General features: G+C 42.2%; 24 protein-coding genes. 10 read left to right on the top strand and 14 right to left on the bottom strand.

Features of this window, described 5'->3' with window-relative positions; all coding sequences use genetic code 11:
- Window positions 1-3 precede the first annotated feature (3 nt).
- The 5 genes from murD to F885_RS13575 form a co-directional block, all read right to left on the bottom strand.
- Window positions 4-1,362 carry a UDP-N-acetylmuramoyl-L-alanine--D-glutamate ligase gene (murD, locus tag F885_RS13555; RefSeq protein ID WP_005314814.1) on the bottom strand — a complete coding sequence of 453 codons (1,359 nt, stop codon included), beginning with the start codon at window positions 1,360-1,362 and terminating at the stop codon, window positions 4-6.
- 114 nt (window positions 1,363-1,476) lie between these two features.
- A complete protein-coding gene (locus F885_RS13560; RefSeq protein WP_005314811.1) occupies window positions 1,477-1,767 on the bottom strand; it encodes a hypothetical protein in 291 nt (96 codons plus the stop codon).
- A gap of 56 nt (window positions 1,768-1,823) precedes the next feature.
- A complete protein-coding gene (locus F885_RS13565; protein WP_005200588.1) occupies window positions 1,824-2,075 on the bottom strand; it encodes a DUF6587 family protein in 252 nt (83 codons plus the stop codon).
- A gap of 12 nt (window positions 2,076-2,087) precedes the next feature.
- Window positions 2,088-3,944: a ferrous iron transporter B gene (gene feoB / locus F885_RS13570; RefSeq protein WP_004802164.1), complete on the bottom strand. Its 1,857-nt coding sequence runs from the start codon at window positions 3,942-3,944 to the stop codon at window positions 2,088-2,090.
- Window positions 3,941-4,201, bottom strand: coding sequence for a FeoA family protein (locus F885_RS13575; RefSeq protein ID WP_004656347.1), 261 nt, complete (start codon window positions 4,199-4,201; stop codon window positions 3,941-3,943). Before F885_RS13575 ends, feoB begins: the two co-directional genes overlap by 4 nt.
- A 204-nt stretch (window positions 4,202-4,405) precedes the next feature.
- Here F885_RS13575 and xerD point away from each other — a divergent pair, with 204 nt between their 5' ends.
- The 4 genes from xerD to thrC all read left to right on the top strand — a co-directional run bounded on the left by xerD (window position 4,406) and on the right by thrC (window position 8,905).
- Complete coding sequence (gene xerD / locus F885_RS13580; protein WP_005314807.1) at window positions 4,406-5,326, top strand: site-specific tyrosine recombinase XerD; 921 nt, start codon at window positions 4,406-4,408, stop codon at window positions 5,324-5,326.
- Between the two features lie 134 nt (window positions 5,327-5,460).
- Window positions 5,461-6,276, top strand: coding sequence for a DsbC family protein (locus F885_RS13585; protein WP_005314793.1), 816 nt, complete (start codon window positions 5,461-5,463; stop codon window positions 6,274-6,276).
- Window positions 6,277-6,405: 129 nt separating this feature from the next.
- Window positions 6,406-7,707: a homoserine dehydrogenase gene (locus F885_RS13590; RefSeq protein ID WP_005314789.1), complete on the top strand. Its 1,302-nt coding sequence runs from the start codon at window positions 6,406-6,408 to the stop codon at window positions 7,705-7,707.
- A 58-nt stretch (window positions 7,708-7,765) separates the two neighbouring features.
- Window positions 7,766-8,905: a threonine synthase gene (gene thrC, locus F885_RS13595; protein ID WP_004802157.1), complete on the top strand. Its 1,140-nt coding sequence runs from the start codon at window positions 7,766-7,768 to the stop codon at window positions 8,903-8,905.
- Window positions 8,906-9,032: 127 nt separating this feature from the next.
- Here thrC and pbpG read toward each other — a convergent pair whose 3' ends face one another.
- Window positions 9,033-10,100 carry a D-alanyl-D-alanine endopeptidase PBP7/8 gene (gene pbpG / locus F885_RS13600; RefSeq protein WP_157411984.1) on the bottom strand — a complete coding sequence of 356 codons (1,068 nt, stop codon included), beginning with the start codon at window positions 10,098-10,100 and terminating at the stop codon, window positions 9,033-9,035.
- A 210-nt stretch (window positions 10,101-10,310) separates the two neighbouring features.
- Here pbpG and gacA point away from each other — a divergent pair, with 210 nt between their 5' ends.
- Genes gacA through F885_RS13615 form a run of 3 tightly spaced genes read left to right on the top strand, consistent with a single transcriptional unit; the run spans window position 10,311 to window position 13,991 of the window.
- Complete coding sequence (gene gacA / locus F885_RS13605) at window positions 10,311-10,946, top strand: response regulator transcription factor GacA (RefSeq protein WP_004802154.1); 636 nt, start codon at window positions 10,311-10,313, stop codon at window positions 10,944-10,946.
- A 17-nt stretch (window positions 10,947-10,963) separates the two neighbouring features.
- Window positions 10,964-12,529 carry a sensor histidine kinase gene (locus F885_RS13610; protein ID WP_004802151.1) on the top strand — a complete coding sequence of 522 codons (1,566 nt, stop codon included), beginning with the start codon at window positions 10,964-10,966 and terminating at the stop codon, window positions 12,527-12,529.
- A gap of 25 nt (window positions 12,530-12,554) precedes the next feature.
- Entirely contained in the window at window positions 12,555-13,991 is a 1,437-nt protein-coding gene (locus tag F885_RS13615) for a sigma-54-dependent transcriptional regulator (protein ID WP_004802148.1), read from the top strand.
- Window positions 13,992-14,029: 38 nt separating this feature from the next.
- Here F885_RS13615 and F885_RS13620 read toward each other — a convergent pair whose 3' ends face one another.
- The 4 genes from F885_RS13620 to lptF form a co-directional block, all read right to left on the bottom strand.
- Window positions 14,030-15,205: a S41 family peptidase gene (locus F885_RS13620; RefSeq protein ID WP_005314780.1), complete on the bottom strand. Its 1,176-nt coding sequence runs from the start codon at window positions 15,203-15,205 to the stop codon at window positions 14,030-14,032.
- A gap of 9 nt (window positions 15,206-15,214) precedes the next feature.
- The gene (gene gpmI, locus F885_RS13625; RefSeq protein WP_005200599.1) at window positions 15,215-16,759 is read right to left on the bottom strand and encodes a 2,3-bisphosphoglycerate-independent phosphoglycerate mutase; all 1,545 of its coding nucleotides are present in this window, start codon (window positions 16,757-16,759) and stop codon (window positions 15,215-15,217) included.
- A gap of 114 nt (window positions 16,760-16,873) precedes the next feature.
- A complete protein-coding gene (gene lptG / locus F885_RS13630) occupies window positions 16,874-17,944 on the bottom strand; it encodes an LPS export ABC transporter permease LptG (RefSeq protein ID WP_004802141.1) in 1,071 nt (356 codons plus the stop codon).
- Window positions 17,944-19,044 carry an LPS export ABC transporter permease LptF gene (gene lptF, locus F885_RS13635; RefSeq protein WP_004802139.1) on the bottom strand — a complete coding sequence of 367 codons (1,101 nt, stop codon included), beginning with the start codon at window positions 19,042-19,044 and terminating at the stop codon, window positions 17,944-17,946. Before lptF ends, lptG begins: the two co-directional genes overlap by 1 nt.
- A gap of 154 nt (window positions 19,045-19,198) precedes the next feature.
- Here lptF and F885_RS13640 point away from each other — a divergent pair, with 154 nt between their 5' ends.
- Genes F885_RS13640 through blhA form a run of 3 tightly spaced genes read left to right on the top strand, consistent with a single transcriptional unit; the run spans window position 19,199 to window position 21,720 of the window.
- Window positions 19,199-20,647, top strand: a complete 1,449-nt coding sequence (locus tag F885_RS13640; RefSeq protein WP_005314779.1) for a leucyl aminopeptidase — start codon at window positions 19,199-19,201, stop codon at window positions 20,645-20,647.
- 3 nt (window positions 20,648-20,650) lie between these two features.
- Window positions 20,651-21,058, top strand: a complete 408-nt coding sequence (locus F885_RS13645) for a DNA polymerase III subunit chi (protein WP_005314778.1) — start codon at window positions 20,651-20,653, stop codon at window positions 21,056-21,058.
- A 35-nt stretch (window positions 21,059-21,093) separates the two neighbouring features.
- The gene (gene blhA / locus F885_RS13650; RefSeq protein ID WP_005314777.1) at window positions 21,094-21,720 is read left to right on the top strand and encodes a cell division protein BlhA; all 627 of its coding nucleotides are present in this window, start codon (window positions 21,094-21,096) and stop codon (window positions 21,718-21,720) included.
- Window positions 21,721-21,763: 43 nt separating this feature from the next.
- On the opposite strand, the gene F885_RS13655 is transcribed toward blhA, so the two are convergent.
- The 4 genes from F885_RS13655 to ribD all read right to left on the bottom strand — a co-directional run bounded on the left by F885_RS13655 (window position 21,764) and on the right by ribD (window position 26,207).
- On the bottom strand, window positions 21,764-22,423 hold the full coding sequence (locus F885_RS13655; RefSeq protein WP_005314776.1) for a riboflavin synthase: 660 nt from the start codon (window positions 22,421-22,423) through the stop codon (window positions 21,764-21,766).
- A gap of 155 nt (window positions 22,424-22,578) precedes the next feature.
- A complete protein-coding gene (locus F885_RS13660; protein ID WP_004802130.1) occupies window positions 22,579-23,421 on the bottom strand; it encodes an MIP/aquaporin family protein in 843 nt (280 codons plus the stop codon).
- A gap of 396 nt (window positions 23,422-23,817) precedes the next feature.
- Window positions 23,818-25,110, bottom strand: coding sequence for a DNA adenine methylase (locus F885_RS13665; protein WP_004802129.1), 1,293 nt, complete (start codon window positions 25,108-25,110; stop codon window positions 23,818-23,820).
- Window positions 25,107-26,207 (bottom strand): bifunctional diaminohydroxyphosphoribosylaminopyrimidine deaminase/5-amino-6-(5-phosphoribosylamino)uracil reductase RibD, encoded by a 1,101-nt coding sequence (gene ribD / locus F885_RS13670; protein ID WP_005314773.1) that lies wholly within the window; start codon window positions 26,205-26,207, stop codon window positions 25,107-25,109. The genes F885_RS13665 and ribD overlap by 4 nt, the downstream gene beginning before the upstream one ends.
- Between the last annotated feature and the right edge of the window lies 1 nt (window position 26,208).

Here is a 26,208-nt window from a genome sequence, read left to right as displayed (position 1 = left end):
TTCCTAGTTCTTCTTTTCGTTCAAGGCATTTACACATGCCACGAATTGATGCCCACGATCATTGTAGCTTTTAAACATATCAAAGCTTGCACAAGCCGGCGAAAGTAAAACGACATCTTCCGCTTGTGTGGCTTTTTGAGCCAGTTCGACCGCTTCTTTTAAGCTATTTGCATGCTGAATAACTGTTGTACCTTGAATCGCCTGTTCAATCACCGCAGCATCTTCACCAATGAGAATCACTGATTTCACATATTTTTGAATTGCATCACGGAGAGGCTTGAAATCCTGCCCCTTACCTTGCCCACCTAAGATCAAGGCTAACTTCCCTTTGTTCACTTCAATTGCAGCACCAAGACCATCAATTGCAGCTAGCGTCGCACCAACATTGGTTCCTTTAGAATCATTGTAATAGCGTACACCATCAATCGTTTCGACATACTCACAACGATGTTCCAAGCCCTTAAAATGCTTAAGCGTTTCAAACATCGAATCCGTAGGTAAACCAATCGCCTCACCCAATGCCAAACATGCCAATGCATTGGCAACGTTGTGCATCCCTTGAATATACATCTCAGAGGTTCTCAACAAACGCTCTCTTCCACGCGCTAACCACATGCTGCCATCGGCATCACGTAATACACCATATTGATTTAAATCAGGTGCATTCAGACCAAAACTTTGCATTGGCGTAACATCTGGAACCAATGGACGGCTTAGATTGTCATCACGGTTATAAACGACTTTTTTCACACCCTGAAAAATACGATGTTTGGCTTTGTGATAACCCAACATATCGCCATGACGATCTAGGTGATCTTCACTCATATTCAACACCACAGCAACTTCTGCATTTAAATGTGATGTGGTTTCAAGTTGAAAGCTCGATAACTCTAAAATAATCAGATCAGGTTTATCTTTTAATAAATCCAATGCAGGGCGACCTAAATTGCCACCGACAGCCACATTTTTGCCAGCCTCTTGTGCCATCAAGCCGATTAATGTGGTCACGGTACTTTTTGCATTTGATCCTGTAATCGCAATAATTGGCACCTCAGTCGCACGGCGTAATAATTGAATATCACCAACAACTGGAATACCTTTTTCAATGGCCTGTTGAATTTCTGGAAGTTGAGGTGCAAGCCCTGGACTGAGAATAATTTCTTCTGCTTGTAATAAAAGCTCGGTATCGAGTTGACCAAAACTGGTACGAACACCTGTTGGAATCTGATCATGTCCAGGTGGGGTTGCGCGTGAATCTGTTACTGCAACTTGGTAGCCCTGTTCATGTAGAAAGTTAACTGCTGACACACCCGAAATACCCAAGCCAGCCACAACTTTTAATCCACCACGTTGTATTAACATTTTCGCCCCATTTTTTGCAGATTACAGAATGGCAAAAATGTTAGCACTTTACTGTTTTAAATGCTTTTTCAGTTTTGGTTTTATTCAATCTTTTTTGTGTCAGTGCGTAAAAGCTTAGGCAGGTATAAAAAAGCCAATCCCCAATAAAACTAGGATCACAACCCCCAGCCAATCTACAGATTTAAATACATAGTGCTTGAATTTAAGTTCAATCAATTCGGGTTTTAACCATAGATACGTCAAGATGGAACATGAAAGTAGCCATAAAACTGTTTCTTTATAAATATTCAGATTTTTTGACAAAGCAGAGAGATAAAGCAAAGTCATCAATAGCACAAAACCCAATAAAATCCATTTATGTTTTAAGCTTAACGATGTCTTCTCACTCATATCCGTCTGATTCATTTTTTCTTTTCCAAAAAAAATTGCCCATCTTAAGATGGGCAATTTTAAGATTGCGCTTAACGCCATTTCACTGTTTGAACAGGCTCTGCTTTTTTATTCTCCGCTTCATCCGTAGAACAACCACAATTTCCGCCACAACCAGCTGCCATTTTCGGTTTTAACCATGTCGCCAAACGTTGCCAACCTAGTCGCTGACAAAGATTTGACAGACTCAGAAATGCTGAACTTGCTGTTTGAGGAAGCACCTTCTTAAACACTACAACAGCACTCCACAGCACCAATACAGCAACAATCAAGTACTCAAACATAAGCTACTCCTTTTACCCCCAAATGCGTGATGCAATTTGGTAGGTGAAGAACGACATTAAATAAGCCAAACCAAATAGATAAACCGTCATGACCGCGACATGTTTCCATGAGCCTGTTTCACGGCGTACTGTTGCTAAAGTGGCTAAACAATGTGGTGCATAGATAAACCAGACCAATAATGACAAGCCAGTTGCCAATGACCAACCCGAACCATCAGCACTGATCAGATGAGTCAAACCTTGTGCAACTGCATCATCATCTGCCCCTGATAAGGCATACACGGTACCCAAAGCAGCAACCACAACTTCACGTGCAGCCATAGCTGGAATAAGTGCAACGACAATCTGCCAGTTAAAACCTAAAGGCGCGAAAATTGGATGTAATAAATGCCCAAGCATACCCGCCAAGCTATAATCAATCGCAGGTTGTGTCGCACCTTCAGGAGCTTGTGGGAAAGTACACAAGAACCAAAGAATTACGGTCAAGGCAACAATGATTCCACCAACACGACGCAAGAAGATTTTTGCACGCTCTAGTAAACCGATTGCCACACTTCTCATATCAGGAAAACGATAGCTTGGTAATTCCATCAACAAAGCATGCTGGGTTTTGTCCTTTTGCAAAAATTTCATCACAAATGCAACACAGAGCGCACTTACAATGCCACCCATATATAAACCGAACAGCACGAGACCTTGCAAATTAAAGATCCCCAATACCGTTTCACTTGGAATAAATGCACCAATCAACAAGGCATAAACAGGCAAGCGTGCAGAACAGGTCATTAACGGCGCAACCATGATCGTGGTAAAACGATCACGTGGATCACTAATACTGCGGGTTGCCATAATGCCCGGAATTGCACAAGCAAAACTCGATAACAACGGGATAAAAGAGCGCCCACTCAAACCCGCTTTGAACATTAATTTGTCAAGCAAAAATGCGGCACGTGGTAGATAACCCGACTCTTCCAGTACAAGAATGAAGAAGAATAGGATTAAAATTTGCGGTAAGAATGCAACCACAGTCCCCGCACCAGCAAGCACACCATCAACCAACAAGCTTTGCAGCACAGGATGACTAATTGTTTCCGTCAACCACTCTCCCAACCATGGCACTACACCATCTTCGATTGCGCCCTTAAATGGTTCTGCCCATGAAAAAACAGCTTGGAAGACGATGAACATCATGATTGCAAGGCTAAGTAGGCCAAGCACTGGATGTAGGAAAATCTTATCTAGAAAATCAGTACGCTTATCTTCCTGATCAACAAAGTTCACCACATCTTTGAAAATCACTTCAATTTTTTGATGTGGCGTGCCTGCCAGACCACTGAGCTCAGTCTGAGGAACAGAGTACTTTCCTTGATCCAATGCGTGCAATAAGTTTTCAATGCCCGAACTACGTACTGCAACCGTTTCAACCACAGGTACACCGAGACGCTCAGAAAGTTTTTGTGTATTGATCTGGATACCGCGACGACGCGCTTCATCCATCATATTCAACACCACAAGGATAGGACGACCCAACTCAATAATTTCTAACACCAAACCAAGATGTAGCTTTAAGTTGGTTGCATCCACCACACACAAGAAGGCATCTTGTTGCCCTTCTTCCGCAATTTTACCTTGGCAGACATCACGGGTAATTTCTTCATCTGGGCTGGTCGCCTGTAAACTATAGGTTCCTGGCAAATCCAGAACACGCACCGCTTTCCCCGAAGGAAGCTGAAAGTGCCCGACTTTACGTTCAACCGTCACACCCGCATAGTTGGCAACTTTTTGGCGTGTACCAGTCAAATGGTTAAATAAAGATGTCTTACCACAGTTTGGATTTCCCACAAGGGCAACACGTAACGCATCACTCATGCAGGTGCTCCTTCAAGTTGAATTTCAATTTTATCCGCTTCCGCTTTTCGTAACGCAAAACGCGTAAAACCGAGCTGGATTAGAATCGGATCCCCACCAAAGATACCTTTGGTAATCACCTGTACTTGTGTACCTGGCACAAAGCCTAAACTTTCTAAACGAACTGCAACTAAATCTGGCTGTTCTGTCTCATCGACCACGCGATTTACTTTCGTAATCATCGCTGTTTGCTTGACTTTTAATGCTGACAATCGCACCGCTTCTAACCCTTAACCCTTTTTTGCTAGTATACAAGCAAATGAGAATAATTACCAAAACCAATCTCAGTGGCATTTGCTTCTGTGACAGATCGACAACAATTCATTTTTCTTTTACAGTGCAATTCAACCAAAAATAAATCAGGGCAGTGTTCTCCCTAAAATACCCGCCCCTCTTTCACTGAGAAATATCTTCAACGCCTTATGTTAAATAAAAAGCCTCGTATTCCCGCTGCGGTTAACATCCCTGAAAATTTGAGTTTTTTACAGGGTTTTCGGGATTATCTAGTGGCTCAAACCGTGAGCCCACATACCCGTAACGCCTATTTATCCGACCTGATTCAATGTGCTGAATTACATCAAACCGCCGCATTACCGCAATGGTCTAGTGATGACATTGCGGATGTTCTTATCGCCCTCACCAAAGCAGGGAAAAGTCCTCGTTCGATTGCACGTTGTCTATCTGCTTTAAGACAGTTTTATAAGTTTTTAAGAGAACAAAAATTACGGGACGATAATCCTGTTGCCACCCACCATTCCCCTAAAATTGGTCGTGCCTTGCCCAAGGATTTATCTGAACAAGATGTAGAAGCATTAATCAATGCACCTGACATCAATACAGCATTAGGCCTACGTGATCGTGCCATGTTCGAAGTCCTGTACGCCTGTGGTCTACGTGTTTCAGAATTACTAAATTTACGTTTAGAACTGATCAACCTAAAACAGGGCTTTGTTCGAATCACAGGTAAGGGTAATAAAGAACGTCTCGTTCCGTTGGGTCAATTTGCCTGTGATTGGATCGAAAGATATTTGGCTGAGTCACGTCCACAGCTGTATAAAAGCAGCACGGATTATCTGTTTCTCACTCAACATGGCGGTCTCATGAGTCGACAGAATTTTTGGTATGCGATTAAGCGTTATGCCCTACAAGCTAATATTCAAGCGGAATTGTCTCCCCATACCTTACGCCATGCTTTCGCAACTCATCTACTCAATCACGGCGCAGATTTACGTGTGGTGCAAATGCTACTTGGACATAGTGACCTATCTACTACGCAAATTTACACCCATGTCGCGCAACAGCGAATGCAGGAATTACATGGTAAATACCATCCACGTGGCTAAAACCACCATTTATCTAGGATTCAGGCAAAACTTGATGCTGTTCACAGAGCCTATGCAAGATTTAACGAAGTGATTCATTTTTTTTGTTATGCTAGGCCCCTTATACAAATGAATTCGTACAAAAAAGGTTCTATATGTTGTTTACTCGGTCTCAGCTTGTAATTGCTTGTACATTAGCATCAACATTATTAGTCAGTGCTTGCTCAAAAGAAAACTCAGCACAAAAACAAGATGCGCTCACAGCAAGTGCACCAGCGACAGGTGAAGCATCAACATTAAACGAACGCAATGCACAACAGCGTTTGGTCTCGACCTTAGAAAAAAACTTTAAAACAGCCAATATCAACGCGAAAATCCTGAGCATCAAAAAAACTGAAGTTCCAAACCTTTATTGGGTGAGTCTGGAAGGGATGGGTTCAGTCTATGCCACTGCTGATGGTCAATACATTATTCAAGGTGATGTAGTGCGTTTAGGTGATAAACAACTGCACAATGTCAGCGATGCCTTACAAGCAACCGAAAATAAAAAACATTTAGCCTCACTCAAAACTGAAGACTTAATCGTTTATCCTGCGCAAGGTGGCAAAGCTAAACATGTGATTTATGTGTTTACAGATTCAAGCTGCCCTTATTGCCATAAACTGCATGAACACTTAGCAGAGATTAATGCCAAAGGAATTGAAGTGCGTTATATCGCTTGGCCACGTGGCGAACAATTCATGCCAACTATGCAGGCTATCTGGTGTAGCCAAGATCGTAAAGCTGCATTTGAGCAAGCAACTCAAGGCCAACCTGTGACTGCAGCAGAATGTAAGAACCCAGTACGTGACCAATATCAATTGGGTTTAAATATGGGTGTAAATGGTACACCAGCGATTTATAACGTCGAAGGTGAATATTTAGGTGGTTACATGACCCCTGAAGAAATTGTTCAACGCTTAAACAAATAAGCTAAAAATCCCTTTCAAAATAACAAAGACTCGGGCGACAGATTAAAGATGATCTTAGCCCTAGTGTCTGCGCATTTTTTTAGCTATGATCAAGCTTCATTAAAATGATTGAATATAATGGAGTGTGACGTGAAACCAGTTCGTCTGGCGATACTCGGTCTTGGTACTGTAGGTGGTGGAGCCCTTAAATTACTACAAGAAAATGCTGCGGAAATTAAACGCCGTACCGGTCGAGAAATTCAAATTACACACGTAGGCACACGCCGTCCACGTCCAGATTTACAGCTCGAAGGCATTCAACAAAGTGATGACCTGATGGAAATCGTACGTCAACCTGATGTTGATGTTGTAGTCGAAGTCATGGGTGGCATTCATCCTGCTTATGAAGTCATCATGGAAGCCATTAAACATGGCAAACAGGTTGTGACTGCAAACAAAGCTTTACTGGCTGAACATGGCAATGAACTGTTTAAAGCAGCTGAAGACAATGCTGTTCAGATTGCCTATGAAGCAGCTGTTGCTGGTGGTATCCCAATCATTAAAGTGATCCGTGAAGGTCTTGCTGCTAACCATATTGAATGGCTTGCAGGCATCATTAATGGTACAGGTAACTTCATTCTGACTGAAATGCGTGAAAAAGGCCGTGCCTTTGAAGACGTTTTAAAAGAAGCGCAAGAACTTGGTTATGCTGAAGCTGATCCAACCTTTGATGTGGAAGGCATTGATGCTGCACATAAGCTCACGATTTTGGCGTCATGTGCTTTTGGTATTCCATTGCAATTTAATAAGGTCTATACCGAAGGCATCAGCAAAATCACTGCTCAAGATGTGAAATATGCAGAAGAACTTGGTTTCCGTATCAAGCACTTAGGTATCGCACGTCGCGCAGATAAAGGCATTGAGTTACGTGTACATCCAACTTTAATTCCTGCTGAAGAATTGATTGCTAACGTCAATGGCGTTAAAAATGCAGTGTTAGTACAAGCCAATGCAGTTGGTCCTACTTTGTATTACGGTGCTGGTGCAGGCGCAGGTCCAACTGCTTCTGCTGTGGTTGCTGACGTGATTGATATCGTTCGTGATATTTCATATACCGAAGATGGCGCAGGAACAATTCCTCAGCTTGCTTTTGAAGCATTGACTAACGTGCCAATCTTGAGCCGTGAAGAAATGACCACTGGTTACTACATCCGTCTCAATGCTGAAGACCAAACAGGCGTACTCGCTGATGTCACTACGATTCTAAGCCGTGCAGGTATTAGTATTGATGCCATCATGCAGCAATCACGCTTAAAAGACTTGATTCCTATCGTGATTTTAACAGATCCGATCGTTGAATCAAAAATGGATGAAGCACTAGCACAAATTCAAGCATTACCTGCAATTCGTGGCGAAATCGTAAGAATTCGTTTAGAATCGCTCGATAGTTAATCAGGTTGAGGGAAAATGACTTCCCTCACCCCGCTCTACCTCATATTGGAACACCATCATGTCGAATGCCAATCGTTATACTGGTCTTGTAGATCGTTATCGTGACCGTTTACCTGTGTCTGCAACTACACGCGCAATTTCTTTAGGTGAAGGGAATACCCCACTGATTAAACTAGAGAACATTCCACGTATTATTGGCAAAAACGTCGAAATCTATGTGAAATACGAAGGTCTGAATCCAACTGGTTCATTTAAAGACCGTGGTATGACCATGGCGGTGACCAAAGCAGTTGAAGAAGGCTCTAAAGCAATTATCTGTGCATCTACAGGTAATACTTCTGCAGCGGCAGCAGCGTATGCAGCACGTGCAGGCATCAAAGCGTTTGTTCTAATCCCAGAAGGCAAAATTGCTATGGGTAAAATGGCGCAGGCAATGATGTACGGCGCGATCACTATGCAAATCCGTGGTAACTTCGATGACGGCATGCGTTTGGTTAAAGAAGTTGCAGATCAAGCACCTGTAACGATTGTAAACTCAATCAACCCATACCGTCTGCAAGGTCAAAAAACCATTGCTTATGAAATCGTAGAAGCATTGGGTCGTGCTCCTGATTATCACTGCTTACCAGTCGGTAATGCTGGTAACATCACAGCACACTGGATGGGCTATACCGAAGCAGTTGCAAACCAACCTGCAGATCAATTTGAACAAGTGATTTATGATGCTGCAACAGATCAATTCACTGGTCCTAAGCCAGAAGGCTTACCAACAATGGTCGGTTATCAAGCTTCTGGTGCTGCTCCATTCTTACGTGGTGCGCCAGTAGAGAACCCAGAAACTGTTGCAACAGCAATTCGTATCGGTAATCCACAAAGCTGGAACCATGCTAAAGCAGTGGTACGTGATTCTAAAGGTTGGTTTGATGAACTGACTGATGCTGAAATTCTAGAAGCGCAACGTTTGCTTTCAATGTATGAAGGTGTGTTTGTTGAACCTGCGTCAGCAGCATCTATTGGTGGTGCGATCCGTGATCTTAAAGCAGGTAAAATTGCTGAAGGTTCTGTGATTGTATGTACAGTGACAGGCAATGGCTTAAAAGACCCAGACACTGCAATCAAGCAATGTGCTGATGCCGTGATGTTGTCGATTGACGCGACTATGGATCAAGTGAAAGATTCTATTCTTTCAAATATGTAAGCATACGTACTGAAATAAAAAAACCAGTGCCTGCAACTGGTTTTTTTATGGTCTGAATATAGAAATTACTCTTTGCAGCAACCATAAAAAAACTCCCCATAAAGAGGAGTTTTTTGACTTAAGAGAACTAAACGCGTTTTGGCAAAGTGCTTAACCAGCTTAATAAATTCGTTGCATCGCTATTACGTGCTTGCGAACTTGGCGCACCTAATAACACCACAACCGCTGGACGTGAATTCACAGTGGTATGCATCACTACACAACGACCTGCTTCATTGATATAGCCTGTTTTTGACAAGTTAATGTTCCAACCGCCATTACGTACCAACGCATTGGTATTATTGGATTTCAGCACACGGTAACCTAAATTAAAGTCATAGGTCGGCGTGGTAGAGAATTGACGAATCAAGCCGTATTGTGAAGCGCTACTTACCAGAATACCCAAATCACGTGCTGAAGAAACATTATGTGGATCTAAACCTGTAGATTCAGCATAACGCGTAGACGTCATGCCCAATTGCCTCGCTTTTGCATTCATTGCCGCAATAAATGCAGAACGACCACCTGGATAGGTACGTGCTAATGCAGCTGCAGCTGGATTCTCAGACTTCATTAATGCAAACAAAAGTGCTTCTGCGCGATTCATGGTATCGCCTGCACGTAGGGTTGAACTTGAGTTCTTACCGCCAGCACCAGCAAAGTCGATTGACTCTAGCGTAATTTCTTCTGACATGTTTAAACGAGCATCTGCCGTGACGACAGCCGTCATCAACTTAGTAATCGATGCAATGGGTACCGACATATTACTGTTTTTACTGTACAGTACTTCACCCGTTTGCGCGTCCATCACCAAAGCAGCGCGTGCATTGACTGAAGGCTGACTGCTGTAGCCAAAGGTATCGCGAATCTGTGTCGACGACTGTTGCGGCGTACTTGAAGAAGTAATTGTTGCCGAACCACCGTTACGCAATGTTGTGGTAACAGAGGTTGAACCTTGTGGGCTAATTTCTACTGGATCATCATCTTCCATAAACTGACTTGCATCAGTTGCAGACCAATTCATCGAAGCTGAACCGCTCACACGCGAAGAAGCTGGATTGTTATTCACAACCAGTTCAGCAAAACTTGTTGAACTCCAGGCCAACAAGATAGACATGCTTAAAACATGCATGATAGATTTTTTAGAATTTTTCACGACACAATACTCAACTCAGGACGCTGCACATTTGCGCTTAATACCATTATGCCTTACATTTAAACAAATCGGGTAAAGCTTTTATAGACACAATTGTGTACAACTATTCGCTAAAAACGAAGAATAGGATTGCTAATTTTGTCGTTTCATTGCAAGCTAATTTTGCTTTATGTAACAAAAAACCAGTTTTTTTGAAAAAAGGAGGTCTTCTTGATCACTGTTCTCGTTGTTGATGATCATGAACTCGTACGCACAGGAATTTGTCGTATGTTGGAAGACCACCCCGATGTAGAGGTCATTGGGCAAGCTGAATCAGGTGAAGAGGCCATTGCATTAGTCCGTCAGAAACACCCGCAAGTAGTGTTGTTAGATGTGAATATGCCAGGTATTGGTGGGGTGGAAACTACTCGCCGCTTATTACAAAGCGCACCTGAAACAAAAGTGATTGCCGTCAGCGGTCTTGCTGAAGAACCCTATCCATCCCTGTTATTAAAAGCAGGAGCGAAAGGCTATATCACCAAAGGTGCACCGATTTCTGAAATGGTTCGTGCTATCAACAAAGTCATGCAAGGCGGAAAATACTTTAGTGCTGATATTGCCGAGCAACTGGCCAGCTCCTATCTTTCGGATACTCAGCAATCGCCATTTGATGCCTTGTCAGAGCGGGAGATGCAAGTTGCCATGATGGTGGTGAATTGTATTAGTGCTCAAGAAATCGCTGACAAATTATTCGTAAGCGTCAAAACTGTAAATACCTATCGTTATCGTATTTTTGAAAAATTGAGCATTGATAGTGATGTCAAACTCACCCATCTTGCGATTCGTTATGGACTCATTAAACCTTAAAATAACAGTAAGTGCCTATGTTAGGGAAAATTGCGTCGTCAGTCTCACAAACTGTCTATCGGCTTGGGGTTTGGTATAGCGGCTATCGGCTAATCATTTCGATTAGCCTGCTGTTAATTTATTTACTCACTGCTGAACAACTTTCCAGCAACTATGTTTATCCCTTCTTATATTTTTATACCTTGATTTGCTATATCGCATTCAACATTTTTCAACTGTTTTTACTACATCTTGTCCCAATACAGACCTCAAAGCAGTTGATTTTTATCTTTCTGATTGATGTCATTTGCCTAAGCTTAATCACTTTTTCTGCAGGTGGTCCAAATCTGCAACTCAGCTTGCTTTACGTCATTATTATTTTTTCTTCTGCGATATTATTAAACGCTCACCTGTCGCTGATTATTACTTTATTTGCCGTCATTATGGTGGTTTACCAACGTTTTTTAGGTGACTTTTTTGAGGCCAATAATTTAAATCACCTCGGAAATAGCGTTTTTCTGGCGTTTTTATTTTTTGTAGTTCATGCCATTGGTCGTATTGCAGTACAGCGTTTTAAAATTCTAGAAACCTTAACCTTTCATCAATCCATTGAAATCCATCAACTACAGAATATTAACCGCTATATCTTAGAACAAATCGAAGATGGCTATTTAGTACTGGATGAAAGTAATCATATCGTATTAACCAATCCAGCAGCCAATGCGCTATTAGGTATCCATTTACCGATTTCCTTAGAAAAAACGCCACTGATCAAATTACAACCCGACTTATTTGAACTGGTTCAGTTTAGTGACTTAGAGGATGGCGAAGAATTCAGTTTTGAATCACAGCAAAGTTCATACACCATCAACGTTCGGGTTAAGCATCTAATTGTTCCCGAACAAGCCTTAGTGTTATTGATCTTAAAAGACGCACAAAAACTGACTCAGCAAGTTCAGCAATTGAAACTCGCCGCACTTGGTCAGCTGTCAGCCAGTATTGCCCATGAAATTCGCAATCCTTTGGCTGCTATTGTGCAAGCCAATGAATTATTCAAAGACAGTGATACCCACCAACAAGAAATGCTGTCGCGCATGATTAGCAAACAAGCCAAACGGATTGATAGCATCGTGCAAGACACCTTAGCAATGGCACGAAATAAACCGACAGAAGCACAAGAAATTGATCTGAGCTCCTTCTTTGAAAGTTTACTCAATGAAGATCTTGCAGATGCTAAACAACAAATTCAAATTAAACTCACAGAGCAAACCAACATCTTATTTGATGAAAAACAATTACGCCAAGTGCTGATTAATTTAATTAGAAATGCGTTAAGACATAATGCAACTGATGCGCCTTATATCGAAGTCGAGGTGCACGAAAAAGACGGACGAACTTGCATTGATGTCATCGATTTTGGGACGGGTGTCTCAAAACGGGATATTTCTCAACTGTTCAAACCATTTTTTAGTACCGAAATTAAAGGAACTGGTTTAGGATTGTATTTGTCTCATACTTTTTGCGAGGCAAATCATGCAAAGCTCACTTATATAGAGCGACAACAAGGAGCATGCTTCAGGATTGAATGCTCAAAAACTCATTGATTTATAGATTAGGTTTCTCGGGGAAATGGCAACAAAACAACCACTCGTCTTATTGGTAGACGACGAAGAAGATTTATGTCTTTTAATGCAGATGACGCTGGCGCGTATGGGCATCAAGACACATCTGGCCTATCGGGTCGAACAGGCAAAAAAGTTCTTTACTGAATTCCAGTACGATGCTTGCTTAACAGATTTAAATCTTCCAGATGGCAATGGTTTGGATCTGGTCAAACACGTGACACAGAACTATCCCAATACGCCTATTGCGGTACTGACTGCCTATGGCAATATGGATATTGCCATTTCAGCCTTAAAAGCAGGCGCATTTGATTTTGTCAGTAAACCTGTCAACCAGATGCATTTGGATCAATTGATTCAGAAAGCATTGAACCGTCCACAACCTGAACAAGAGGCTGCCGAAACAGCCTTAGAGAACAAGCTGTTAATTGGACGTTCTGCACCTATTCAACAGCTCCGCATCGCCTTAAAGAAAATTGCACGTTCCCAGGCCCCAGTATTCATTACAGGTGAATCAGGAACAGGCAAAGAAGTGGTTGCGAATCTGGTCCACCGTTTAAGTAATCGCAGCGAAGGCCCTTTTATTGCGATTAACTGTGGGGCGATTCCAACTGAATTGATGGAAAGTGAACTATTCGGGCATAAAAAAGGCAGTTTTACTGGCGCAACTCAGGACAAGCAAGGCTTAATTCTCTCTGCACACGGCGGTAGTTTGTTCTTGGATGAAATTGCCGAACTACCTTTAAATATGCAGGTCAAATTGCTGCGTGCCGTACAGGAAAAGAAAATTCGTCCCGTTGGTTCAGATCAAGAGATTGATGTGGATTTCCGTGTGATTAGTGCCAGTCACCAAGATTTGGAACTGTTGGTACAGCAAGGTCGTTTCCGTCAAGATTTGTTCTTCCGTATTCATGTGATGGATATCGTACTGCCTCCTTTACGTGAACGTGGACAGGATATTTTGTTATTGGCCAATCACTTTATTCAAAAGATTAGTCAAGAATGGGACCTCACTGCGAAATCGTTATCTTCACGTGCAGAGCAGTTCTTATTACAGCAATATTTCCCAGGTAATGTGCGCGAATTACGCAATATTATTGAACGTGCGATTACGCTGAGTGACGATGACAATATTGATTTGGCACATCTCCAAACTGCACCTTTACGTAGTTCATTGGCAAACCCAGCACCTTCATTTTCCAATACGACAACTGAAGAAGTTGAAACACCGCAATATTCTGCAAGTCCAAACATGAGTTCAAAGAAGCTTCCACCCGAAGGTTTGGAGCGCTATTTGGAGAATATTGAAAAAGAAATTCTTCTGAATGCATTGAATCTTACCCATTGGAATCGAACCTTAGCCGCGAAGAAGTTGGGAATGACTTTCCGTTCTCTACGCTACCGTTTGAAAAAATTCGGTTTAGATACTGAAGATGATGAATAATCAATATTAAAAAAAACCCCTCAACTGAGGGGCTTTTTTTAATATCTACTTTTTAAAACCAGATCTGTGACATGCTCAAGATAATTATCTTCTTTCATCTCGGCAGACAAAGCATAGGTCTGATTTGGCTGAATACCTTGACCTTCAATCATATTGCCATTGGGAGTGTAATAGTGTGATACCGTCATCTGCAATGCAGCGCCACTTGGTAAGGGAAATAACTTTTGTACCACACCTTTACCATAACTATTTTCACCGACCACCCATGCACGCTTATGCTCTTTTAATGCTGCTGTAAAGACTTCAGCAGCAGAAGCAGAACGACGGTTGATTAAAATGCCTAATTTCATATTTTGAAATTCATTAGAAGGAAGTGCTTGGAATTGCTGATCACCTTCAGAACGGCTTTTAGTCGTGACAATTAAACCCTGATTTAAAAATAGGTCAGCCGCTTCAACTGAGGCTGAAAGCAAGCCCCCTGGGTTATTGCGTAGATCGAATACCACGGCCTTAAGTTTGGTCGAACTATATTCTTCAATCAAACGTTTAATCTCATTCGCCGTATCTTGCTGAAAAACACGTATTTTCAGCACCAATACCTGATTGTGCAATAAAACGGGTTCAATATCAGTTTCGACTTTCTTGTTTCTCACCAAAATGGTCGTACTATTATTCTCTGTTTGTATCTGGACAGTACTTCCAATCGAGCCATAGAGCAGACCTTGTACTTGGTCTTGATTTAAGCTTTTCAGTTCTTGGTTATCCACTTTTAGGATAACTTGTCCATTGCGTAAACCGAGTTTACTCGAATCCGAACCTGACTTCAGATCCTGAATTTGCCACGTTTTCGAATGTGCATCATAATTTAAATTGAAATCGACAGAAGCTAAATCGCCCTCTGTATACTGGATCAGTTGACGGTATTCTTCTGCAGATAAATAACGGGAATAACGATCTAGACCACTGACCAAGCCCTTAATCGACTGTTGGAATAAAGCATCATCCGACTTTTTATCGACATAGTTATCTTTGACGATGCCGTAAATCTGTACAAATTGTTGAATAGATTCAATCGGGACTTCAGCATTACCAGACTTGGAGTCTTCATTCGACCACCCAGAAGAATGGGTGATTGGTGCGGCTGAGAGACTATGTCCCCAACACATCAACACACTTGCACATAACGCTCGGTAAATGTTGTTGTGTTGGATCATTGATTCACCTTATTTTAAAGTAATTAAGTTCTTGCCTTGCATTTCAGGCGGCACAGGAATGTCCATCAAATGCAAGAGTGTTGGTGCTACATCCGCCAATACGCCATCTTCAGCAATCGTTGCTTGTGTTGGACCAACATAAATAAATGGAACCAACTCTGTGGTATGTTGGGTATGAACCTGTCCACTATCATAGTCTTGCATTTGCTCTACATTACCATGATCCGCTGTAATTAACATATGCCCTTTGTTTGCCATCACTGCATCGTAAACACGGCCTAGACAGCTATCGACTGTTTCAACGGCTTTCACCGCAGCATCAAACACACCCGTATGCCCAACCATATCACCATTGGCATAGTTCACGACTAAAAGGTCAAACTCACCAGAATTGATTGCATTGACTAACTCATCAGTTACTTCATAAGCACTCATTTCTGGTTTTAAATCGTAGGTTGCAACATTCGGCGAAGGAATGAGAATACGTTTTTCACCTTCATATTCATCTTCACGACCACCACTGAAGAAGAAAGTGACGTGTGCATACTTCTCAGTTTCAGCAATACGCAATTGGGTCTTACCCAAACTTGACAGATATTCACCAATCGAGTTTTTAAGTCCTTCTGGCATATACGCCACAGGTGCATCAATACTCGCTTGATAACGGGTCAACATGACAAACTTAGACAGGTTTGGAACGACTTTACGGGTAAATCCAGCAAAATCTTTTTCAACAAAAGCACGCGTAATCTCACGCGCACGATCGGCACGGAAGTTCATAAAAACAACACTGTCACCATCTTGCACTTTAGCAATTTCGCCAATACGTGTTGCTTTAACAAACTCATCATTTTCATTCGCAGCGTAAGCAAGCTCTAAACCTTCAACTGCTGAGTTGGCGACACGTACTGCCTCACCTTCAGTCATGAGGCGATAGGCTTGTTCAACACGATCCCAACGATTATCACGGTCCATCGCAAAGTAACGACCAATCATCGAAACGATACGACCCTGATTTGGATATTGTGCAAATAAAGCATCTAGTTTTTCTAATGATGGCTTTGCACTTCGTGGTGGAGTGTCACGTCCATCTAGGAAGGCATGTAGATATACTGTCGCACCACGTTTTAATGCTAGCTCACACATTGCCACAATATGGTCTTCATGTGAATGAACACCGCCTTGAGACAACAGGCCCATCACATGTACAGCACCCTTTGCTAGTTTGGCTTTTTCTACAGCATCAACTAAAACTTCATGCTCAAAAAAAGCACCAGTGCGGATATCTTTAGTAATTCGAGTGAAATCTTGGTACAGCACACGACCTGCACCTAAATTCATATGACCGACTTCAGAGTTGCCCATTTGACCATCAGGCAAGCCGACATCTTCGCCTGAACCTGAGATTAAACTATTTGGATGCTTGGCCTTCATCGCAGTGAGGTTTGGCGTTTTTGCTGCTAAAAAAGCATTATCTTCAACTGCTTCACGATGTCCTACGCCATCCATAATCACCAGAACGTGAGGAATTTTGCCAGCATTTGCATCCGTCATAATGGACTCTCTGTTTGTCATTTGATCGGTCTATTTTACCGAAATTTAATCGAATTCTCCATGACCTGACTGATGGCTTTCATCAATCCTGATCATAGAACCTCTCCATCAAGCTTAACGTGCTCGATAAAGCAGATAGCTTCCCACCATAAAGATCAGCACCACTGGCATCAGTACAAACCATGCAGGTGAAGGTGCATACACTAAGCTTGCATAGCCCAAGAAATCTTGAAGATAGAAGAAGCCTAAACCTGTGAACAGTGAAATCACCAAACGGAAACCCATTGACTGTTGACGTAACGGCCCAAAAATGAAGGAGCAAGCAATCAACACCAAGGTAATTAAAGAAAATGGTGAGGTCACTTTCTGCCAAAAGGCCAATTCATAGGTCTTCGGAACCTGACTATATTCATCCATATAGCGCATGAAACTAATCAATTGGCTTGGAGATAAATCTTCAGGGTCCAAGGTCACCATATGTACATATTTCGGCTGTAATGCTAAACCAAGCGATTGCTGCTCATGATCCGTTTTAATGGCATTGCCTTGCGCCAGTAAATCCACTTGATGTGATTGGGACAACTGCCATTCACCATCTTTAATAAACTGTCCTTTTTCAGCGGTCACAAAAGACTGCAAGCGATGGTCCTGATCAAAATCAATGGTTTGAATATTGCGTAACTGACCTTGTGAGTTGGCATAATCAATATAGATAAAGCGCTGCCCTTCACGTGACCAATAGCCTTTGACTTCGCCCAAAGCTGCTACACTGCGTTGTTTTTTAATACTTTGAGCTTGTTCGTTGGTATAAGGAATCACCCATTCACTCAACACAAAAGACAGTACGATCAATAACAGCGCTGAACGCATGACCCAGCCAACAATTCGCCATAAACTGATACCAACAGAACGCATTACGATCAGTTCACTATTCGAAGCAAGTGCGCCCAGTCCTAAAACAGAGCCAATCAATGCAGCAACAGGCAGGATTTCATATAAATAACGCGGCGCACCCCACATCACAAACAGAAAAGCCTGCCACGCATTATAGTTAGGTTTCAGCGAACCCAATTCACCAAGGTACGTAAATAATACTTGTAGGAAAGATAACACCAGCGTTGTTCCGAGCATGGCTAGAACCGTGGTTTTTGTCACATGTTTGGCGACTATTCGACGTGCTAACATCACAACCCCACTCGCTGCATACTTTTCTTAATTTTAGGCGCTAATTTTTGTTTACGTGCAAAAATTGCGGCTGCAATGGCATAAACCAAAATCACAGCTGGATAAGCCCAAATGTCCAACTCATCTTTACTGATTCGAGTCTTAATTGCGATCAATACCACAATTAAGCTGGCAAAAATAAAGATCGCAGGAATCAAACGATAATAACGCCCTTGACGCGGACTCACTTCAGACAATGCGACAGCAAGCATCAAACCCACAATAATGATAAATGGCCCAAAGATACGCCAACCTAACTCACTACGCACCACGGAGTCATCCCGTTTCTGCCAAAGCTTGGACATTGACAATGCTTCTACATCATCACTTTCAAATTTCACATCTTTATCATTTTCTAAACGTAAGCGATAAGATTGAAATTCTGCCTGAAGATAACGTGGCTGATTAGGATAAATCTCGTAACGGCGGCCTTGAACCAAGTCCACGACATTCGCCGTATCATTAGCAACTTCAACACGGGTGGCTTCTTTCGCCAAAATCATGATGTCTGGTTTATCTTCTTGGTTGGATTTTTGATAGAAGAAAATCTCTTTTAAATTCTTACGATCTTCAGACAATGAGTCTGCATAAATCGTAAAAGGTCCTGAAGAAATAAACTCCTTGGGACGAACCAAGTCAAAGCCCGTGCGTACCGCTTGTGTGCTGGTCAGTTTTTCAAACTCACGTAAGCCCCATGGTCCCATCCAAATCATTAAACAGGTTTGCACCACCAGATAGACCAACGTCATCGGTAACAACATGCGTGCCAACTGGTTACGACTCACACCACTGCCATTTAACACCGCCATTTCATGGTCAACATAAAGACGACCAAACACCAGCATCAAGGCAATGAAGAAACCCAAAGGAAGAATCAGCGTTAAAAACTCGGGCAAACGATAGCCGATGATGCTAAATAAAATGCCTGCATCTAAACGACCTTGAGCTGCCACGCCAAAATATTTGATTAAACGACCACCCATCATAATCAGGGTTAATAAACCTATGACGACGAGAGATGTCGAAACCACTTGTTTGACGAGATAACGCCGAATAATCAAAGTAATACTTCCAAAAAGCCCAATTGAAGGTAACGCTAGTTTACCCGAATGTTAAAAATATAAAACCTATCGCTTGTTGCGGATTGCAACCTCATATCTGAAAGTGTTTAATGGACTTATCTTTATTTTTCACTCATCAGGTTCCATACAAACAATGAAATTTACCCTTCATAACGCATTCCCAACTCAGGCGTCTAGCGAATCTTTGTGGATTTTGGTTGATTCAGAACAATTACAACAGAACTTAAATACATATCAAATCAACCACCTAGAAGAAGTGCTTAACGCAACACAATTCAAAGCAGGTTTTAACGAAAGCTTAGCCTTAATTGCCAATATTTCCGCACAAGCCAATGCTCACCTGCTCGGACTCGGAAAAAGTGCCGAGTTAAAAGCCACAAAATTAGCAAAACTCGCACAAACTATTATCAAATCATCACAAAATAAATTTAAACAAATTAGTGTCGATCTTTCCGCACTTCCAACCGATTTACATTCACTATTTGTCTTGAGCCTGACTCAAGCAGCGTATGGTTATGATGAATTTAAATCGAAAAAAAATGAATTTGTATTAGAAACAATCCATCTTGTTGCCAACCAAACTACTTTAGATAATGCACAACTGAATCTAATTCATGCAGTGCAATCAGGTCAAAACTACGCACGTGATCTCGGCAACCGTCCAGGTAATATTTGCTTCCCTGAATATTTGGCAGATCAAGCAATTGCACTTGCAGCACAATATCCAGCGCTTTTAAAAGTCACAGTGCTTGATGAGCAGCAAATAGCGGACTTGGGGATGTATGCATTCCTTGCAGTCAGCAAAGGCTCTGACCGCCCGGGTCGCATTATTACACTCGAATACAATGCCAAAGTAGATCAAGCCCCTGTCGTGCTTGTCGGTAAAGGTGTGACCTTTGATACAGGTGGTATTTCATTAAAACCAGGCCTAGGCATGGATGAAATGAAATTTGATATGTGCGGCGCAGCTTCTGTTCTTGGAACCATTCAAGCACTATGCGAAGCACAATTGCCAATTCATGTAGTCGGTGCGATTGCAGCTGCTGAGAATATGCCTTCCGCTCATGCTACTCGCCCAGGTGATATTGTGACCAGTATGAGCGGTCAGACTATTGAAATCCTGAATACCGATGCAGAAGGCCGTCTGGTTCTCTGTGATACCTTAACGTATATCAAGCGCTTTAACCCTGCGCTGGTGATTGATATTGCAACCCTCACAGGTGCCTGTGTGGTTGCGCTAGGTAAAGTGGTGAGTGGCTTATTTACGCCAGATGATGAACTTGCCCAAGACCTACAACAGGCAGGCGAACAGTCACTAGACCGAGTATGGCGTATGCCAGTGATGGAAGAGTATCAAGAATTACTCGACTCTCCTTTTGCCGATATTGCCAACATTGGCGGTCCATATGGTGGCGCAATTACTGCTGCGTGTTTCCTCGAACGTTTCACTCGTGATTATCGTTGGGCACACCTCGATGTCGCAGGTACAGCGTGGTTATCGGGTGCAGCTAAAGGTGCTACAGGTCGTCCAGTGCCATTACTGATGCAGTTTTTAGCAAATCGTGTTGCAACGAAAAACTAAAACATGCCACAAATCAGCTTTTATCTATTTGAAAATAGTAAAGAACGGCAAGTCGAAAGTGCTTGCCGTTTATGCCGTAAGATTCTGAATCAGCATCCACACATCTGGTGGTATTGCGCTGATTCAGGGCAGCAAACGGAGTTAGATGAGAAACTTTGGAACTTTGATCCACTCAGCTTTATTCCACATGGCATTGATCAGCCGCATAGTCCTGTGTGTATTTCAGCGGAATTACCTCCGTCGAATGATTGGATCGTGTTTAATTTTAACAATCATGCACTTGAACAAACTCAAGATTTTCGCCACATTATCGAAATTATTGAAAATAATGAAACGGCAAAACAGATCGGGCGGGAAAAATTTAAAATGTATCGTCGTTTAGGTATCGAACCTCGAACATTTAAATTATAAATCGGCAATAAACAGCATCATTTGAGGAGTGTCTTGTGGCATTAAATGTAGGTCAGGACTTTAAAAAACGTTGGTTAAATGCACCTGAGGCTGTCCGTCAGACCTATCAGGATGATTTAGCACGTATTTGTGATCTACTGCTACCAAAAACACTGACTCAGACATGGACACAACATGAGGAAAATGCGCAGCAACTTTCTCAGCAGCGTATTGATCAAGCCTATGCCGACTTAAAAGCAGACTTGATTGAACAAGCACGTATTCGTAAACAACTGGCTTTGGAAAAGGCATTGGAAGAAAAGCGTGCAGCTGAAGCCGCCTATGCAGCACAACTGCAAGCCGATGAAGCCCGTCAATTTGAACAACAGACTGAAAACCTGCTTGCCTTACGTGGTCATATTGATCAGGAAATTGCACAGCAAACTGAACGCTATCAAAGTAATCCTGAACAGCCAAGTATCGATTATTCAAAGGCTCAACGTGTTGTGATCGATGATCAGCAAATTCTTTCAGAGTTAGAAAGTGTTCGTGTACGACTTGAATTAGAAGCCGAAGGTTTAATTGAGCAAGCGGTAACTGTATTCCGCGCCAAGTTACATGCCCTCGCGCAAGATGAAATTGACTATATCTTGAAAAATAGTGAATTTTCAGACGAAAAATAATAAAAAAGCCCAGTTCAAACTGGGCTTTTTTATACTTCATCTTTTATTTTAAAAAACCATTTTCAGCCAAGAATGCCATACTGATATTCGATTCAGTTTTCTGTTCCGCAGCCTTATCACCTAGCAATAAACGCTCGATATAACGTGCCAAGACATCTACTTCCAAATTGACTTTGCTTCCAACCTGCCAAGTACCAATATTGGTACGTTCTGCAGTATGTGGTATTAAATTCAAGCTTAAAATATTGCCGCGCAAATGGTTAATAGTCAGACTAATCCCATCGACAGTGACTGAACCTTTTTCGGCTAAATATTTAGCCAACTCAACAGGCGCTGTCACTTCAAAATACAGTGAACGTGCATCATGTCGCACTAAGGTAATTTCACCTAAACCATCCACATGTCCACTGACAATATGCCCACCAAAACGTGTGGTTGGTAACATCGCTTTTTCGACATTAACGGCTTGACCGACTTTCCATTGGCCTAATGTGGTACGGTTTAAACTCTCTCGCGAAACGTCAGCTGCATACCAGTTTTCACCCCATTCAATCACGGTCAGGCAGATCCCGTTAGTGGCAATCGAATCCCCCAAATGTACATCAGACATATCCAAATCCGTTTGAATACATAAACGAACATCACCACCTACACTCTGTAGGCTCTCAACCTTACCTAAACTTTCAATAATGCCTGTAAACATGGGAGTTTCAACCTATCTTTATTGCAGTATGTACCACTGTAAAGAAGATACCTTAAAGCAAAGAACTAGAGATAACAAGGCATGTACAGTCCAAATACAGGCAAATAAAAAGGGCAATCCGTTGACTGCCCTTCAGATTCTTGATCTGGTCTTTATTACATTTCAGACACTTGCTTTTCAGCAATTTCTTTTTCTTTTACTACAACAGGATTGTTGACTAAAAAATGACTAAAAAACAGCTTATAACCAAGTACGCCCAAACAAGCCCCTACGATTGGTGCAATAATCGGGACGATGAAATATGGAATATCGCGTCCACCGGTAAATGCAACAGGTCCCCAGCCAGAGAAATAAGCCACAATTTTTGGGCCAAAATCACGGGCAGGATTCATAGCAAAGCCAGTCAATGGGCCAAAAGATGCACCAATCACTGCAACCAATAAACCGACCAAGATCGGTGCCAAAGCACCACGCGGTAAACCATTGCTATCATCACCAATCGCCATAATCAGCCAAAGCAATAACATGGTGATAAACATTTCCACCATAAAGGCCTGACCAAGCGAGAGCAGATGATGTGGATAGGTTGAGAAAATTCCCGCCAATTCTAAACTTTCAACACTGCCCCGCACCATATGATGGGTTTGCTCATAGTCCACAAATAAATTGCTATACAGACCATAAACCAGAAGTGCACCTACAGCAGCACCAGCAACTTGTGAAATGATATAGAAAGGCACTTTACGTTTTTCAAAACCAGCAAACAGTGCCAAAGCGATGGTCACTGCGGGATTAAGATGTGCCCCAGAAATGCCAGCAGACAAATACACTGCCAATGCAACAGCCAAACCCCATACAATACTAATTTCCCACAAGCCTAAACTCGCTCCCGCAAGCTTAAGTGCAGCCACCACACCAATACCAAATGATAAAAAAATTGCGGTAGCAAAAAATTCAGCTACACATTGCCCCAATAAGGTGGGTTCCGAGCGACTCATAACAACCTCTCTTGGTCATCGCTGCAAATAGGCAAGACCCTAAATTAAGCTCGGCAAACTATAGTTATTTTTAGATATGGTCAATATCATTTGGTAAAAATTTGAACGATTGGTTAAAGTATTTCCAGCTTTATATTCAGTGAACATGACGATAAAAACAGAAGAATAAATAGTTCTATTCATTTGTTTTACATCAGTATTTTTTAATTATTATTTTCTATCATTCAACTTAAAAGCATGACTATGCACATATAAACCAACTCAAAATTGGTAGATATTTACTATAAAAACATAGGCTTATCTTACAAATCGATCACAACAATCTAATTAACCGATACTCAGCGAATACTGGATACAAAAACACCACTTTGTTGCCAAAATGGTGTCTTTTTTCTTTTACCAAAGTGCCAGTTGGGTACTGTTACCTGTGGTATCTACACCACCCAATTCAGCGAAATGGTACAACTGCCCCAAGAGCTGCCGTAATGGTGGTCCAGACTTGGCATGGGTGTCCGTGATCACAATAAACTCAAGTACGCGAGCACGTTCAGACTGGCGTTGTTTACTGACCCGATAACGTGGAACATCTTGAGTCAATAAGGTCACTTTACCGCGCTTCAAATTGGCAGTCAGTAAGTCCTTCGGCTCAATATTTCCATCAGTCGAATAACTGGTCAAAATATAACGCGCATTAATCGTTTCCAATAACTTTTCATAGGCCTCTTTGGCATATTTAGAAGAGTTATAAGGACTTGGACGTTCTTTACGCCAAGCTCGATCAATACCACTTTTAAAACCTTTGGTGTCTGGGGATGGCAAGTCAACTTGATCCCATAAAGTCAGTGCATTCAGAACATGATAGTTACTGCTATAGGCATGCTGATTATAGGGTGGATCAAGATAGGCGACATCAACCTCAAAACTACTCATTTGATTGGCCAGATGCTGTGCATCGACACACCACATTTCAGCAGCAGGACGCTTAGCATCTCCAATCTCACAGAAGCGACTTGGTGTCAGCCACAATAAAGATTCAATCCGCTCCAAGGCAGTTTGGGTACGTCCGCCCCAGCCCTGATGGAAACTTTTAAAGACACCACTGGTATTACTGACGAAACTTGCGGAATACAGTAGCGGTGCCAATAAAGCACTCATCTCTACATCATTAATTGCACCTTGCGCTTGCCATGTTGCAATCTGCTGACGAATCGCATCAATCCGCATACCGTTACGGCGTTTGAAGAACAAACGATCACGGGCAGGATCATACACATCATCATTACGTGGACATAAATTATGCGTGACCCAGCCTTTGACCTCAGGTAAGCGATTCAGATAATCAATGGCTTTCTGATAGCCACCTAACTCTTTAAAAGCAGGTGCATCGACACAAGCTAAAATGGCATTGTTCAAGGCATGACTATACGGTTCCCAGTCATTGGCAATCACGCGATAACCATTTTGGCGGGCTAACCGCGAAACAACCCCACTCCCCGCAAAGAAATCAGCAAAAATCGGTGGATTCTTTTTCTTGCTATTCAATGTACCTGTAATCTCAAGTGCTTCTAAAATGAGGTGAAGCAGTCGACGCTTATTACCGAGATAAGGCACTAACTGATGAAAAAGATATTCGTCAGTCGTACGGGCAGCATGACGACGTTTGTGATAAACCGATGGTTCTGGATTCATATCATCTCTTGGATAGGGAGCAATCTTAGGCGTATGTCTTGCCCAAGTTGGGTTACATTGACCAACTCAAAACGGAGCTGCTCTGCCATTTTGCTAAATTCAGCATTAAACATAGCCCGAGCAGATTGACCAAGTAAAGTTGGCGCAACATAACTAATCATTTCATCAACCAATCCTTGTTGTAAAAAGGCCGTTGATAAAGTCGCACCTGCCTCAACCAAAACATCATAAATTTGATGTTGTTGAGACAAAGTCTGCAATAACTGGTTTAAAGGTTGCGGTGGCAATTGTATCACGCCTAAATCAGCAAGTTCTTGACGAAATGGTGTCATCACCATCACCGTTTCAGATTGCTGTAGAATTTTTGCAGAAAGTGGTAATTGCCCTTGTCGATCCAAAACGATCCGTTTTGGTTGCACCACTGTTGTCAGATCAACGCCTTCTAATGCACGCACATTTAGTTCGCAATCATCGGCCAAAACCGTTTGAATACCAGTGATCACCGCACCCGAAATTGCCCGCCAATGTTGGACATCTTGTCGAGCTGCTGTGCCAGTAATCCACTTTGATTCACCCGAAGCCATCGCAGTACGGCCATCCAGACTTGATGCTATTTTTAAACGTACATAAGGCAGGCCAGTTGACATGGCCTTCAAAAAACCCAAGTTGAGCGTTTTTGCACTTTCCGTACAAATTCCCGTTTCAACCTCAATGCCAGCATCTTGTAAAATCTTAACGCCTTTACCTGCGACCAGTGGATTTGGATCAGAACAGGCAATGACGACTTTTTTCACTTGAGCTTTGACCAAAGCCTCCGCACAAGGCGGTGTTCGACCATAATGTGCACAAGGTTCTAAAGTGACATATGCAGTTGCATCTTTGGCATTCTCAGCTGCTTGACGCAGGGCAAAAACTTCCGCATGCGGCTGACCAGCTTTAGGATGATAGCCTTCCCCAATCAGTTGACCGTCTTTGACAATGACGCAACCGACATTTGGATTCGGCTTCGTCGAATATTGACCACGTCGAGCTAAGGCAATGGCTTGTTGCATCCAGTGCTGATGTTCAGATAAATGATCTTGGGTTAACTCAGACATG

It is taken from the genome of Acinetobacter higginsii (assembly GCF_000369845.1).
Lineage (GTDB): Bacteria > Pseudomonadota > Gammaproteobacteria > Pseudomonadales > Moraxellaceae > Acinetobacter > Acinetobacter higginsii.
The sequence above is the reverse complement of the archived record's forward strand: the minus strand, read 5'-3'. Positions and strand labels throughout refer to the sequence as shown.

Coding starts and splice junctions, on each gene's coding strand:
- F885_RS13610 (WP_004802151.1), top strand. CDS start 10,964: ATGTTAGGGAAAATTGCGTCGTCAGTCTCACAAACTGTCTATCGGCTT.
- F885_RS13645 (WP_005314778.1), top strand. CDS start 20,651: ATGCCACAAATCAGCTTTTATCTATTTGAAAATAGTAAAGAACGGCAA.
- feoB (WP_004802164.1), bottom strand. CDS start 3,944: ATGAGTGATGCGTTACGTGTTGCCCTTGTGGGAAATCCAAACTGTGGT.
- F885_RS13660 (WP_004802130.1), bottom strand. CDS start 23,421: ATGAGTCGCTCGGAACCCACCTTATTGGGGCAATGTGTAGCTGAATTT.
- F885_RS13665 (WP_004802129.1), bottom strand. CDS start 25,110: ATGAATCCAGAACCATCGGTTTATCACAAACGTCGTCATGCTGCCCGT.
- F885_RS13620 (WP_005314780.1), bottom strand. CDS start 15,205: ATGATCCAACACAACAACATTTACCGAGCGTTATGTGCAAGTGTGTTG.
- F885_RS13655 (WP_005314776.1), bottom strand. CDS start 22,423: ATGTTTACAGGCATTATTGAAAGTTTAGGTAAGGTTGAGAGCCTACAG.
- thrC (WP_004802157.1), top strand. CDS start 7,766: ATGTCGAATGCCAATCGTTATACTGGTCTTGTAGATCGTTATCGTGAC.
- murD (WP_005314814.1), bottom strand. CDS start 1,362: ATGTTAATACAACGTGGTGGATTAAAAGTTGTGGCTGGCTTGGGTATT.
- gpmI (WP_005200599.1), bottom strand. CDS start 16,759: ATGACGGATGCAAATGCTGGCAAAATTCCTCACGTTCTGGTGATTATG.
- F885_RS13585 (WP_005314793.1), top strand. CDS start 5,461: ATGTTGTTTACTCGGTCTCAGCTTGTAATTGCTTGTACATTAGCATCA.
- F885_RS13565 (WP_005200588.1), bottom strand. CDS start 2,075: ATGTTTGAGTACTTGATTGTTGCTGTATTGGTGCTGTGGAGTGCTGTT.
- ribD (WP_005314773.1), bottom strand. CDS start 26,207: ATGTCTGAGTTAACCCAAGATCATTTATCTGAACATCAGCACTGGATG.
- F885_RS13615 (WP_004802148.1), top strand. CDS start 12,555: ATGGCAACAAAACAACCACTCGTCTTATTGGTAGACGACGAAGAAGAT.
- xerD (WP_005314807.1), top strand. CDS start 4,406: ATGTTAAATAAAAAGCCTCGTATTCCCGCTGCGGTTAACATCCCTGAA.
- F885_RS13640 (WP_005314779.1), top strand. CDS start 19,199: ATGAAATTTACCCTTCATAACGCATTCCCAACTCAGGCGTCTAGCGAA.
- F885_RS13560 (WP_005314811.1), bottom strand. CDS start 1,767: ATGAATCAGACGGATATGAGTGAGAAGACATCGTTAAGCTTAAAACAT.
- lptG (WP_004802141.1), bottom strand. CDS start 17,944: ATGTTAGCACGTCGAATAGTCGCCAAACATGTGACAAAAACCACGGTT.